The organism is uncultured Slackia sp. (assembly GCF_959608125.1).
In the GTDB taxonomy this organism is placed as follows: domain Bacteria; phylum Actinomycetota; class Coriobacteriia; order Coriobacteriales; family Eggerthellaceae; genus Slackia.
This window is the reverse complement of record NZ_CAUHPG010000004.1, coordinates 1-12,791: the sequence shown is the minus strand read 5'-3', so window position 1 is coordinate 12,791 and position 12,791 is coordinate 1. Positions and strand designations below refer to the sequence as shown.

Here is a 12,791-nt window from a genome sequence, read left to right as displayed (position 1 = left end):
GAGGAGGGCATGGACGTTTCCCTGCTCGGATTGAAATACGACGATCGCGGCCTCATTCCCGCGATCGTGCAGCAGCATGGCACCGGCGAGGTGCTCATGATGGCATGGATGAGCGAGGAATCGCTTCGGTTGACGCTCGAGACGGGTACGACGTGGTTCTGGTCGCGTTCGCGCCTGGAGTTGTGGAACAAGGGCGCGACGAGCGGCAACACGCAACGCGTGCTTTCGGTGCGCGCCGATTGCGACCGGGACGCGCTGCTCGTCGAAGTGGATGCGGCGGGGCCTGCGTGCCATACGGGCGCGCGGTCGTGCTTCTTCAATACGATAGAAGGGTAGAGGCATGGGAGAGCGAACGCAGAACGTGAAGCCGGGAGATATCGGCGCGACCCTCGAAGGGCTGTGGGACGTGATCGAGAGGCGACGTGCGGCCGACCCCGCCGAGGGCTATACGGCCCGTCTGTTGCAGGGAAACCCCGACGAGCCGCTGAAAAAGGTGGTCGAAGAGGCATGCGAGGTTGCGCTCGCGTGCAAGGACCGAGACCACGATCATATCCGATACGAAGCGGCCGACCTGGTGTATCACCTGCTGGTGGTTCTTGCGGGCAACGGGGTGACGCTCGACGAGCTCGCGGGCGAGCTTGATGCAAGGGCTCGCTGACCTGTATTTTCTTAAAGAATCGGGATGCTGCGCCATCCTCCTTCGGGAAGGGGAACGTCGATGCTTCTGTATCCCGCGCGACGGGCGTAGGCGTAGGCCGATTCTATGCCGGCCCCCACAAACGACGCTTCGTGGGCGTCCGACCCGACGGTGATCGCGACGCCCGCCGCGCAGAAGCGCTCGAGCAGACCGAGGGCAGGATAGAAGTCGCGCAGCGGCTTGCGCAGGCCGGCCGTCGAAACCTCGACACGCACGCCTGCGTCGCGGGCGGCCTGTGCCATCTCGTCCCAAAGCGGCGCGAGGTCGATCGAGGGGGCGTAGCCGCTCTTTTCGAAAAGGCGCACCAAGTCGGGATGGGCCATCGAATCGAATCCGACGGGGCAAAAGCATGCCAGACACCAGTCGTCGACGTAGCGTCGCCATACTTCGTCGGGCCCCGCTTCGTCCCAGATACGCATGTCTCCGAGCCAATCGACGGCGTATTCGCCGAGGTAATGGACCGAGCCGAGCAGAAACGTCGCATCTCCGCGCACGGCTTCGATATCGCGCTCGCATCCCTCGTACCAGTCGGCCTCGAATCCGAAGACGATATCGAGTTCGGGGTGCGCTTCGCGGCATCGGGCGATGTCGCGCGACAGGTCGGCGATGCGCCCCTCGTCGATGGCGCAGTCCATGAATGCGGGGTGGGCCAGGTGGTCGGTGCAGGCGATCGTCGTCACGTTGCGCGCCGCCGCTGCCGCCGCGTTCTGCCCGAGCGTGCTCGTCCCGTCCGAATAGACGGTATGGGTATGACAGTCGACCCGTTCCATCGCGTTCCTTTCGCCGTTTCCTTCGGCCATGATAGGCCGGCGCGCGGCCTGTGGGCGCGATGCATCGGTACGAGGCGTTCGGAGGCGCCTTTCGACGTCGTACGAAAGCGATTTTCAAGAAATAAGGAGAATCGCTTGCAAAGCGTTCGCGCTGTGCTATGATATCCGAGCTGTTTCAAGAGGGAGCATGAGCTCTCCGCCTAGTTCGGCGCAAGCTGATGGGTCGCAAGAATATGTTTTCGCATTTTCGTGCCCTGTCGCTATGCGCAGGGTTTTTTTGTTGCAGCGACGAACTCGCGCAAGCGAGAGAAAGAGGAGGTGAGCGCGATAGCAGCTCAGGAGCCCAGGCTCAACGACGAAATCCGCACCCGTGAATGCCGCTTGATCGGCTACGACGGATCGCAGATGGGTATCTTCAACACGCGCGAAGCTCAGCGCATCGCCGACGGTCAGGGTCTCGACCTCGTCGAGATCGCCCCGAATGCAGAACCGCCCGTATGCCGCATCATGGACTACGGTAAGTTCAAATACGACCAGGCCATCAAGGCGAAGCAGGCTCGCAAGAACCAGACGAAGATCGAAATCAAGGAAATGAAATTCCGTCCCAAGATCGACGTCGGCGACTACACAACCAAGAAGAAGCACGTTCTTCGCTTCTTGGAGGGCGGCGCCAAGGTGAAGATCACGATCATGTTCCGCGGTCGCGAGATGGCTCACCCCGAACAAGGCCTTTCCATTCTCGAGCGTTTGGCTGACGACCTGAAAGACGTCGCCGTTATCGAGAATGCGCCCAAGATGGAAGGTCGCAACATGCACATGCTTATTGCCCCGCTGCCGGCAAGTGCGAAAAAGGCAGCAGAGAAAGACGCCAAATAAACCTGCGGCGTCGAATCGGTAGAAGAAAGGACATACGTCATGCCTAAGATGAAGACTCACAAGGGCACTGCCAAGCGCTTCCGCGTCACCGGCTCTGGCAAGATCATGCGTGCCAAGGCTTTCAAGAGCCACATCAAGACCAAGAAGAGCCCCAAGCGCATCCGTAATTTCCGTCATGAGACCGAACTCGCCGCAGCTGACCGCAAGGTCGTCGGTAAGAACCTCGGTATTCGATAAGCAAGGAGTGATACTCAATGCCTCGTGTTAAGCGCGCAGTTTCCGCCCATAAAAAGCGTCGTGTCATCCTCGGCCGTGCAAAAGGCTACTATGGCGCGAAGTCTCGTACCTATCGTGCTGCTAAAGAGCAGGTCCAGCACTCGCTCCAGTACCAGTACCGCGACCGTCGCAACAAGAAGCGCGACATCCGTCGTCTCTGGATCACCCGTATCAACGCTGCAGCTCGCATCAACGGTCTGTCTTACTCCGTGTTCATGAACGGCCTCAAGAAGGCCGGCGTCGAGCTCGACCGTAAGGTTCTCGCCGACATGGCCGTCTCCGATCCTGACGCTTTCGCTCAGCTCGTCGAGGTCGCCAAGGCCGCGCTGAAGTAACATCGCTTCTTTGCGATGGAAAGCCCGCATTCGTGCGGGCTTTTTGTTTGCCGGGATTTCGAAGTCGGATGCGTCAGGCGAGGCCGTCCTCTCGGGCGGGACGTCGTGGCTACTTAGCCTAATCCTCATTCGTAGGGCGCTTCGGGCGTCGGCCAGGGGAAGAGAGGCCGTTCGAAGCGAGTCTCGTGCTTTTCGGTCGGACTGCTGCCTTTGAATCCTTTGCGAGCCCTGCAGGGTCGCGGAGCGCCCGTTCTCGCGTCTTCTGACGGCATTCCGGGTTTCGGGGGTCTCCGCTCGTCTTGCGCGCTATCGCGGTTCGTGTGCATCGCCGTCTATCGTGGAGACTTGCGTGCGAGCGGATGGGGGGGGGCGAAGCGGGCGAAAAGAACGTGCGCGAACTATTCCGAAAAAAAGTTCAAATTCCCGCTTGACTCTCGTTTTCGAATCCGTATAATAAATTCTCGCACCGCGCGAAAGGGAAGCGACCCGAAAGCACGGAACCCAATACGGGGCCTTAGCTCAGCTGGGAGAGCGCATGGCTGGCAGCCATGAGGTCAGGGGTTCGATCCCCCTAGGCTCCACCATTAACTCTGCGCCGCTCGAAAGAGCGGCGTTTTTCGTTTTCGACACATCGTTCTTTATGTGCAATCGTCTGCCTTGCAAAAGAGGGACGGCCGATGCCGCAGTCTTACGCGGATCGGCATCCTTCTTCGGAAGATCGCCTGCGCGGATGTATCGTCACGGACGGTGCTCGCGGGGCGGTCGTCGGAGGAGAATCGCCCGTGGTGCGGCCTTTCCCCGCGCTGTTGCAGCGCCGCTTTCTCCTTGCTTCGATGCTTGCGCGAACTATTCCGAAAAAAAGTTCAAATTCCCGCTTGACTCTCGTTTTCGAATCCGTATAATAAATTCTCGCACCGCGCGAAAGGGAAGCGACCCGAAAGCACGGAACCCAATACGGGGCCTTAGCTCAGCTGGGAGAGCGCATGGCTGGCAGCCATGAGGTCAGGGGTTCGATCCCCCTAGGCTCCACCATTAACTCTGCGCCGCTCGAAAGAGCGGCGTTTTTCGTTTTCGACGTTCTTGTCGAGTCGAGACGTCGATAAAGGTCCATTGCGAGAAAGGCGGCCGTATGAACAGAATGCGCACGGCCTTGCGCGCCCTTTGCATCGTCGGAACTCTCTGGTCGCTTCTCTGTGCCGTTGCGTCGTGTTTTCTTCTCTCGAACGTTCCGCTTGTCGGCGCGGGCTCCCTTGAGGCTGCAGGCCTCGTTTTGCACGCGGGCACTGCTTACGCGGCGGCAGGTACGGTATTGCTCGTCGCCTCCATCGTTTCATGTTGCGTCTGCCTGTTCGGTCTGCGTTGCGCCCGGCTCGTTCGCCGCATGGATGCACTGCGCGCTGTTTCTCTCGTCGGCTCGGTTCTGTTTCTGGTCTCTTTGGTCGCCTGTCTCGTTATCGGATTGCTTTATGAAATCGGATGGACGGCGGCCGTCGGTTCGGCGCTTCTTTTCGCCACCGCATCTCTGGCGGGCGAGGTCTCGCGTGCCCTCGTAGCCGCGCGCATGCGCACGGAGGCCGACGATGTCTGAGGAAACGTCTCAGACGGGGCGTCAGGGACAACGGGGCCTCGTTCTGCCCGAAGACAAAATCACGCTGCAGCAGCGCGTATTGCGCGTCTTGTGCCGCGTCATGGTGGGCTGGGCTCTTCTGTCATTCGTCGTGGACGAGGGGATTCTGCTCGTGCAAGAAACACCGCTGTTCGATATGTTCGGCAACCTCGATTTATTCATGGTGTTTCTTGCGCGTAGCGCCATACCTCTGGCGTCGTTTGTGGCGAATGTCGCTTATGCGTTTCTCGGCGCAATCGGTGCTCGTACGCCGTCGCGCATCACGCCGTTTTTTGCGATTGCATTTGTCAGCGCGCTTTTGGGTGGATGGGACCTTGCGAGCAAGATATCGCTTGGCACGGCCGGTTTGCTGTACTCAGTCGAGGCCCTGTTCGTCATCGTCACGGCCTGCGTGGCCTGGCAGGTGAAGAAGACTACGTATCCCGAAGATTGGTATGAACGCAAGGAGGCCGCGCGAGAGCGCCGTATAGACGCGAAGCGCAAGGCGCGCGCAGCGCGCAAGCGTCGCTGCTAGAGGACGGATTCGACGCGCCGTAAAAGTTCGATGCGACCGTTGGGTTCGATATAAGAAAAGCGCCCGAACGAGAGATTCGTTCGGGCGCTTCGTTTTGTCGCACGATAGTGTCGTTTTACTGGATGACGTCGAGGATGGGCTTGAGGGCGTCGTGCGCGTCGTAACGTTCGATTTCGCCTGCGTCGACCAGGGCGGCGACGGCGGGGTCCATGGGGAGCGTGGCGTAGGAGCCGATGCCGTAGCGCTCGGCCACTTCGGCACCTTGGGGTTCGCCGAAGATGTAGTGCTTCTTATGGCATTCGTCGCATTCGTAGTAGGCCATATTCTCGACCAGGCCGAGTACGTCGACGTCCATATCGTGGGCCAGGTTGACGGCCTTGCCGACTATCATGGCCACAAGCTCCTGAGGTGCGGACACCGTGACGATGCCGTCGAGCGGCAGCTGTTGGAAAACGGTCAGCAGAACATCGCTGGTGCCCGGGGGCATGTCGACGAGAAGGTAGTCGATTTCGCCCCAGTTCACCTCGTTGAAGAATTGGCTGATGATGCCCGAAACGACCGGCCCGCGCCAGGCGACGGCCATATCCTCTTTCGGGAGCATCAGGTTGGTGGAAATCATCTTGATGCCCGATGCGCTTTCGGCGGGATTGAGACCGTTTGTGTCGGCGGTCAGCGGGCCTTTGGCGCCGAATGCCTTGGGAATAGAGGGTCCCGTCACGTCGGCGTCCATGATGCCGACGCGCTTGCCTGCTTTCTGCAGCTCGGACGCGATCAGGCAGGTGACGAGGGTCTTGCCGACGCCGCCTTTGCCGGAAACGATGCCGACCACCTTACCGACTTTCGAAACGGCGTTCGGGGAGAGTTTTTGAGGAGCAGTGCGCTCGGAGCAGGAGCTCGAGCAGGTTCCGCAGTTGTGCGAACAGGTTTCGGGGGTTTGCTGGTTATCGTTCATGATCGATCTCTTTCATGATTCGGCCGGCATTGCGATTGTTTTGCCGGCAATTACGGTCGAGGTCATCATAGCACTCGGCATCGCTCTGTATTCTGTCGGTTTCGCGAGAGCATAAAGAAGGCGGAAGCCATGAAGCTTCCGCCTTTGCACCGGCGCCGAGCCGTCTCGATTCGCTAAGGGGTAGGGGTCGTGCCTCCGCTGCCGCCTGTCCCTCCGCCAGGATCAGGACTTGGCTCGGGGTCGGGGGTCGGATCGGGCTCGGGGTCGGGGTCGGGGGTCGGATCGGGTTTGGGCTCGGGGTCGGGGCTGACAGGCGGCTTTGCGGTGTCGTCACTCCCGCTCGAGCCTCCCGTATTTCCAGTCGTATTGCCCGAGGCGTTCGGCGATTTGTCGGACGCGTCCTTCTCGGAGTCGGACTCATCCGACAAAGATTCGTCGTCGTCCTCGTCTTCATCGGATTTCGATCCATACGAACCTTTGTAGGAGCTGTCGTAGTTGGGCGTTGGCGCCTTGGCGAATTCCTTGATAGGGGAGTCGGCGAGGCATTTCGTCATAAGACTCTTCCAAATCAGCTGGTTCCAGGGGCTCGTGCTCAGCTCGGCCTGATTGGATCGGTCTCCTGTCCATACGGCGCAGGAAAGCTGCGGGGTGTAGCCGACGAACCACAGGTCATGCCAATCGTCGGTCGTTCCGGTTTTGCCTGCGGCGACCTGACCCGATGCCAGCATGGCGTCGCCCGCCGTTCCCATGGGCTTGGTGATGACGCCCTGGAGCACCTGCGTGACGGCGTAAGCGACGGAGGAATCGAGGGCTTGCGTGCCCTTCGAACCTGCGCTTTTGTCGACGATGGTTTCGCCGTCACGGTCGATGATCTTGACAACGGGCGTGGGCTCGCGATAGACGCCTCCGTTTGCGAACGTGGCGTATGCGGCTGCCATTTCCGTGGTGTTGGCGTTTTCGACGCCGAGCGTGGTGGTGGGCACGTTCTGCTTCAGGTTCGCCTTGTTCAGCCCGAGGCGGGCTGCCATCTCGTTGATCGACTGGGGCGTGACGCCGCTTTTCTCCGAATCGGTGAACGACAGGCGCACGAATCCCGTGTTCGACGAGACGGCGGTCATGTCGGCGATCGAAAGCGTGCCGTAGTCGGCTTTGCCGTAGTTATAGATGGAGTGCGACGAACCGCCTCCGCTTTCGACCTTCACGGGACCGTCGCAGTTCATGTTCGTGGAGGGGCTGATGCCTTTCTCGATGGCGTCGGCAAGGGTGAACGCCTTGAACGTGGAGCCGACGGGCCTGCCGTTGGAGCTGGTCGCGATGTTGAACTGATCGCCGTTCCAGTAGTCCTTGCCGCCGATCATGGCCTTGACGAAGCCCGTTGAGGGATCGATCAGGGTCAGGGCGAACTCTTGCCTCTTGTCGGCGAGGCGGCCTTTTTCGTACTGTTCATTCACGGCCTCTTCGGCGTACTGCTGCATTTTCGGGTCGAGACTCGTGACGATCGTGTAGCCGCCCTTGAACAGCTTGTCGGTGGTGAAGTCGTACGGATTGTCTTGCGCAAGCAGCAGGTCGCGTACCCAAGTGGTGAACCAGGGGTACAGATTGATGCCGTTCTGGCCGTCTTCGGCCTTGACGTTGAGGTTGAGGTCTTCGGCTTTTGCCGCGTTGTATTCGTCCTGCGTGATGACCCCGTTGGTGAGCATGCGCGAAAGCACGACGTTACGTCGCTCCATCGCCGCTTCGGGGTTGATGGTCGGGTTGTACATCGTGGGGGAGTTGGGGATGCCGATCAGCGTGGCGGCTTGTGCGATGGTCAGGTTGTCGGCGTTGACGGAGTAGTAGTGGTCGGCTGCAGCCTGGATGCCGTAGCAGCCGTCGCCGTAGTTGATGGTGTTGAGGTACATCATCAAGATCTCGTCTTTGGTGAATATCTTCTCGAGGTCGACGGCAAGCTCCATCTCGCGCACCTTGCGCTTCAGGGAGATGTCGGTCATCTCGTCGGCGATCAGGGTGTTGCGCACGTATTGCTGCGTGATCGTTGAGGCGCCCTCTTGGCCGCCTGCGAGGTTGACGGCAAGCGCGCGCACGATGCCCTGGAGGTCGACGCCGTTATGCTGATAGAATCGGACGTCCTCGGTTGCGACGGTGCCCTCGAGGACGTATCTGCTCACCTGGTCGATTTCGACAGGCTCGCGCTTTTCGAGGTACAGCTCCGCCAAAACGGTGCCCGTGCCGCTCGCTTCGTCGTAATCGTTCGCATAGATGGTGGATTTCTCAGCGAGGTTGTACGCGTCGGTATCGCGCACGTCGGGAAGGTCCTTGCACCATTCGTCGACGAGCGCCATTCCGCCCTGGTAGCAACCGAATAAGGCCGCTCCGATACCTACCGTGACGATAAGTACGGTCCACAGCCCAGCGTGTGCGCGCGATTCGCGCTGTTTTCTCCGTGGTTTCATGGAGGATACGATACCCGAAAGCGGTATCATTCGCAAAGTTGCTCGATAACGATAAGGATATTTTCCATGACGAACCCATACCGTAACCTGGAATTGCTCGCGCCTGCAGGCAACATGACGTGTCTGCATGCTGCGGTCCAGGCCGGCGCCGACGCCGTATACCTCGGATGCGAGGATTTCAATGCCCGCCGTGGCGCCGACAATTTCACGCTCGACAATCTCGCGCAGGCGTGCGATTACGCCCATCTGCGCGGTGTCAACATTTATATGACGGTCAATATCGCCGTCATAGCCGACGAGGGCTCCAAGGCCCTCGAGCTCGTGCGCCAGGCGTGGCGCCGCGGCGTCGATGCCTTTATCATCCAAGATATCGGCCTCGCCCGCGAAGTGCGCAGGGTGCTTCCTGAGGCGAAAGTCCATATTTCGACGCAGATGAATACCCACGGCGTCGACGGCGTCAAGGCCGTTGCGGCGTTGGGCGCATCGCGTGTCACGTTCGCCCGCGAGCTGACCCTGCTCGAAATCGCCGAAGCGAGCGCCGCGGCCCACGAGTACGGCATGACCGCAGAATGCTTCGGCCACGGCGCGCTGTGCATCTGCTACTCGGGCCAGTGTTTCATGAGCTCGCTTATCGGCGGGCGCTCCGCGAACAGGGGCATGTGCGCGCAGGCGTGCAGGCTTCCGTATTCGCTGCACAACGCCGCCGTGCGCAATGCGCTGCCCTCTCCGGGCGAGCATCTGCTCTCCCCGAAAGACCTATGCTCGATCGACACGTTGATCGAGCTCGGCGCCACCGGCGTCGACAGCGTGAAAATCGAGGGCCGCATGAAGTCGCCCGAATACGTTTCGACCGTCGTGGGCGTGTATCGCGCGGTGCTCGACCGCCTTGCCGAGCACTGCGACGAATACGGCATCGAAGACCCCGTCGAGGCCGCCGCGCGCCTGCGCGAAGAAGGGGTCGGTCCCACCGACGATGAGCGTCGCATGCTCACGGAGGCGTTCAGCCGAGGCTTTACCGAGGGGTATCTGAAAGGTCGTCGCGGCAACGACATCATGAGCTACGGCCGTCCCAACAACCGTGGCGTGTTCGTTGGTCGCGTCGTTCAGGCCAAAGACGGCTTCGTGACCGTCTCTGCCGAAGTCGACCTGCACGAGGGCGACGTGCTTGAATTCTGGACGGGCAAGGGCCATTTCGCCCACACGCTCGAGGACGCGTCCTTCCAAGGCGACCGATGCCGATTCCCGCTTGCCAAGCGCGTCGGCAAGGGCGACCGCGTCTTTCGTGTGCGCGACGCTTCGCTGGCGTTTACCGACGATGCTTTCGAGCCGCGTATCGGCGTGCGTGCGCATGCGATGCTTAGAATCGGCGAGCCGCTGGTCATCGAAGCGTCCTGTCTCGACGCCTCGGTGCGCTTCGAGGGTCCCGTCGTCGAGGCTGCTCGCACCAGGGCCGTCACGTCCGAAGAGGCCTACGAGCACATCGACCGTCTGGGCAACACCCCGTTTTTCTTCGAATCGCTCGAAGTCGATATCGACGAGGGCGTCGGCATCGGGTTCTCCGCCCTGCACAAGGCGCGCACTCAGGCGCTCAAGAGGCTCGAGGAGGCGCTGCTCGAGCGCTACCGTGACCGTAAGGTCCCCAAGGCCCCGCAGAATGCCAAGTCCGCTCCCGCGATGAACCGTCCCTGCACGGTCGTTGCGTTCGCGACCAACCCGGCTTGCGCCCGCGCCGCCAAGAGGGCGGGTGCGGACGCGATTTACGTTCCCGTGCTGAACTACCGTCGCGGCGAGGCGTGCGTCGCAGGCCAGCTGAGCGCGACGGCCGAGCAGGCGGGCTACCCCGGCAAATGCGTGATGGCGATGCCCGTGGTGGACAAGAAGCCCATGAATTCCGATCCCGTCTTCGATGTCTGGGAGTACGCCAAGCCCGGCAAGCCGCTGTTCGTCGAGAACTTCGGCCAGCTCGCGCGCGCTATCGACGAGGGCATGGTCGTCGAGGCGGGTCCGCACATCCCCCTGACGAACGCCTATTCGCTTCAGGCGATGGCCGATATGGGCGTCGAGCGCGTGTGGCTTTCGCCCGAGCTCACGCTCGCCCAGATCGAAAAGCTCGGCGAGAAGAGCCCGGTGCCGCTCGGCCTCACCGTGTCGGGCTACCAGGAGCTTATGACCACCGAGCATTGCCTGCTTATGAGCCAGGGCCCCTGCGACCAGCGCTGCGGCGAGTGCGCCCGACGCAAGAGCCCGCACTTCCTCGAGGACCGCAAGGGCTACCAGTTCCAGGTCGTTACGGATTCGTGCGGCAGGAGCCACCTGTACAACGCGGTTCAGCTCGACGCCGCCCATCTGGCGTGCAAGCTCATCGCCGCGGGCGTGTCGGCGTTCATGGTGGATACCACGCTCATGAACGTCGAGCAGACGACCAAGGCCGTTTCCCGCGTCGTCCGCGCGCGTGACATCGCGGCGAAGGGCGACAATTCCCTTCCTAAGGCGGAAGGATGCACCACCGGTCATCTATTCAGGGGCGTTCAGTAGCGTTTCGACGCCGCTGTGCTACCATGCAATTCCATAACGTGAGGCGAGCCTTTCGCAAGCAGGGCCCGCCGCACGGTCGGTCAGCCAGTTATGAGTGAAATGCGCGCATGCGCTTCGCAGCAAAGGAGATGAGTCCGATAACTCCCGAAGAACAGCTTCACATCATCAAATCCGGAATCGACACCCTCGTGCCCGAGAGCCTTCTTCTCGAAAAGCTCAAGCGCGGCAAAGAGCTCAATATCAAGCTCGGCGTCGATCCCACGGCTCCCGATATCCACCTCGGCCATGCGGTTCCGCTGCGCAAGCTGCGCCAGTTCCAGGACCTCGGCCATCGCGTGACCCTCATCATCGGCGACGGCACCGCGCTGATCGGCGATCCTTCCGGCCGTAATTCCACGCGTCCCCAGCTCACGCGCGAGCAGATCGCGGCGAACGCCCAGACGTACGTCGACCAGGCCTTCAAGATCCTCGACCCCGAGAGGACCACGCTGCGTTACAACTCCGAGTGGATCTTGAATCTCGACATGGAGAAGCTGCTCAAGCTTCTGAGCAATTTCACCGTCGCCCGCATTCTCGAGCGCGACGACTTCCACAAGCGCTATACCGGCGGCCTGCCGATCGCTTTGCACGAGTTCCTCTATCCCGTCATGCAGGCCTACGACTCGGTCGTCATCGAGGCCGACGTCGAGCTCGGCGGTTCCGATCAGCTGTTCAATCTGCTCGCCGGCCGCGAGCTCATGGAGAAGATGGGCATGGAACCCCAGGTTGCGCTGACGCTTCCTCTGCTCGAGGGCACCGACGGCGTGCAGAAGATGTCCAAGAGCTACGGCAACTACATCGGTCTGACCGACGATGCGAACGACATGTTCGGCAAGGTCATGAGCATCCCCGACGAGCTCATGGTGAAGTACTATCGCCTGGCCTCCACGGCAAGCGTCGCCGAAATCGACGAAATCGAGCGCGGTCTCGCTGCCGAGGAGCTGCATCCCAATAAGGTGAAGCGCGCACTCGCTCGCAATATCGTGGCCGCTTATCATGACGAAGAGGCTGCTGCAGCGGCAGAGGCCGACTTCGACCTGAAGTTCAAGGAGCACGGCTTCCCAGCCGACGCCCCTGTGTTCGAAGCCGACCTGACCCCCAACGACGAAGGCAAGGTCTACTTCGCCAAGGTTCTCGTCGATGCGGGCGCTGCCCAGAGCGTCTCCGAGGCCCGTCGTCTCATCGACGGCGGCGCCGTGAAGGTCAACGGCGAGGCTCTCGAGGCGAAGGCGTATAATGTCGCTCCCGAGCTGCTTGTTGCCGCTGAGGTTCAGGTCGGAAAGAAGAAGTTCTTCCGCCTTGCATAAATCCCGTCGAATGGTCGGCTCTGTCTGAAAAGGCGGCCTTCCTTTTGTGAAGGACGAATAGAAACGCCGTCTCGCGAAAAGCGAGGCGGCGTTTTTTTCTTCGCATATGCCGTCGCTTTCGCGTCCCGTTATCAAAGCTGACGTATTAGAGCATTAGAGGAGGGGCGGGATGTCGCACGCATCCGTTCTATGGAGGAGTCGTGAACGCCTGAAACGGGTCTTGCGCCAAGTCGATCTTGCCCCCATAATATTCGACTTGTCGCACGGGAGGCGCTCGATAAGGCAGCGGCACAAGACGTTAAAATTTTTTTAAATTTGTTCTTGACTTCCCGATGCGGCGAGAATAATATGATTTCTCGCCGCTCGACGCGGCACCCCCTCGGAGACGAGGCGGGGGACCTTGAAAACCG

The 12,791-nt window shown here is 60.8% G+C and carries 12 protein-coding genes and 2 tRNA genes; 11 read left to right on the top strand and 3 right to left on the bottom strand.

Annotated elements, in window-relative coordinates:
- Window positions 1-9 precede the first annotated feature (9 nt).
- Window positions 10-336 carry a phosphoribosyl-AMP cyclohydrolase gene (hisI, locus tag Q6E04_RS02080; RefSeq protein WP_303249163.1) on the top strand — a complete coding sequence of 109 codons (327 nt, stop codon included), beginning with the start codon at window positions 10-12 and terminating at the stop codon, window positions 334-336.
- Between the two features lie 4 nt (window positions 337-340).
- Window positions 341-658, top strand: a complete 318-nt coding sequence (gene hisE / locus Q6E04_RS02075; RefSeq protein ID WP_303249162.1) for a phosphoribosyl-ATP diphosphatase — start codon at window positions 341-343, stop codon at window positions 656-658.
- An 11-nt stretch (window positions 659-669) separates the two neighbouring features.
- Here the strand turns inward: hisE and Q6E04_RS02070 are convergent, their stop codons facing one another.
- Complete coding sequence (locus tag Q6E04_RS02070; RefSeq protein ID WP_303249161.1) at window positions 670-1,467, bottom strand: PHP domain-containing protein; 798 nt, start codon at window positions 1,465-1,467, stop codon at window positions 670-672.
- 318 nt (window positions 1,468-1,785) lie between these two features.
- On the opposite strand from Q6E04_RS02070, the gene infC reads away from it, so the two are divergent.
- The 7 genes from infC to Q6E04_RS02035 all read left to right on the top strand — a co-directional run bounded on the left by infC (window position 1,786) and on the right by Q6E04_RS02035 (window position 5,095).
- Complete coding sequence (infC, locus tag Q6E04_RS02065; RefSeq protein ID WP_123197618.1) at window positions 1,786-2,343, top strand: translation initiation factor IF-3; 558 nt, start codon at window positions 1,786-1,788, stop codon at window positions 2,341-2,343.
- A gap of 39 nt (window positions 2,344-2,382) precedes the next feature.
- Window positions 2,383-2,580, top strand: coding sequence for a 50S ribosomal protein L35 (gene rpmI, locus Q6E04_RS02060; RefSeq protein WP_123197617.1), 198 nt, complete (start codon window positions 2,383-2,385; stop codon window positions 2,578-2,580).
- Between the two features lie 17 nt (window positions 2,581-2,597).
- Window positions 2,598-2,954: a 50S ribosomal protein L20 gene (gene rplT / locus Q6E04_RS02055; RefSeq protein WP_123197616.1), complete on the top strand. Its 357-nt coding sequence runs from the start codon at window positions 2,598-2,600 to the stop codon at window positions 2,952-2,954.
- A gap of 508 nt (window positions 2,955-3,462) precedes the next feature.
- Window positions 3,463-3,538 (top strand) — tRNA-Ala (locus Q6E04_RS02050).
- A gap of 372 nt (window positions 3,539-3,910) precedes the next feature.
- Window positions 3,911-3,986, top strand: a tRNA-Ala gene (locus tag Q6E04_RS02045).
- Between the two features lie 97 nt (window positions 3,987-4,083).
- Window positions 4,084-4,542 carry a hypothetical protein gene (locus tag Q6E04_RS02040; RefSeq protein WP_303249160.1) on the top strand — a complete coding sequence of 153 codons (459 nt, stop codon included), beginning with the start codon at window positions 4,084-4,086 and terminating at the stop codon, window positions 4,540-4,542.
- Window positions 4,535-5,095, top strand: coding sequence for a hypothetical protein (locus Q6E04_RS02035; protein ID WP_303249159.1), 561 nt, complete (start codon window positions 4,535-4,537; stop codon window positions 5,093-5,095). Before Q6E04_RS02040 ends, Q6E04_RS02035 begins: the two co-directional genes overlap by 8 nt.
- 115 nt (window positions 5,096-5,210) lie before the next feature.
- Here the strand turns inward: Q6E04_RS02035 and Q6E04_RS02030 are convergent, their stop codons facing one another.
- Together Q6E04_RS02030 and Q6E04_RS02025 are read right to left on the bottom strand one after the other, a co-directional pair.
- Window positions 5,211-6,047: an Mrp/NBP35 family ATP-binding protein gene (locus tag Q6E04_RS02030; protein WP_303249158.1), complete on the bottom strand. Its 837-nt coding sequence runs from the start codon at window positions 6,045-6,047 to the stop codon at window positions 5,211-5,213.
- Window positions 6,048-6,220: 173 nt separating this feature from the next.
- Window positions 6,221-8,389, bottom strand: a complete 2,169-nt coding sequence (locus Q6E04_RS02025; RefSeq protein ID WP_303249157.1) for a transglycosylase domain-containing protein — start codon at window positions 8,387-8,389, stop codon at window positions 6,221-6,223.
- Between the two features lie 177 nt (window positions 8,390-8,566).
- Here Q6E04_RS02025 and Q6E04_RS02020 point away from each other — a divergent pair, with 177 nt between their 5' ends.
- Together Q6E04_RS02020 and tyrS are read left to right on the top strand one after the other, a co-directional pair.
- Window positions 8,567-11,035 (top strand): U32 family peptidase, encoded by a 2,469-nt coding sequence (locus Q6E04_RS02020; RefSeq protein ID WP_303249156.1) that lies wholly within the window; start codon window positions 8,567-8,569, stop codon window positions 11,033-11,035.
- Window positions 11,036-11,163: 128 nt separating this feature from the next.
- Window positions 11,164-12,381, top strand: a complete 1,218-nt coding sequence (tyrS, locus tag Q6E04_RS02015) for a tyrosine--tRNA ligase (RefSeq protein ID WP_303249230.1) — start codon at window positions 11,164-11,166, stop codon at window positions 12,379-12,381.
- The last annotated feature ends 410 nt before the right edge of the window (window positions 12,382-12,791 follow it).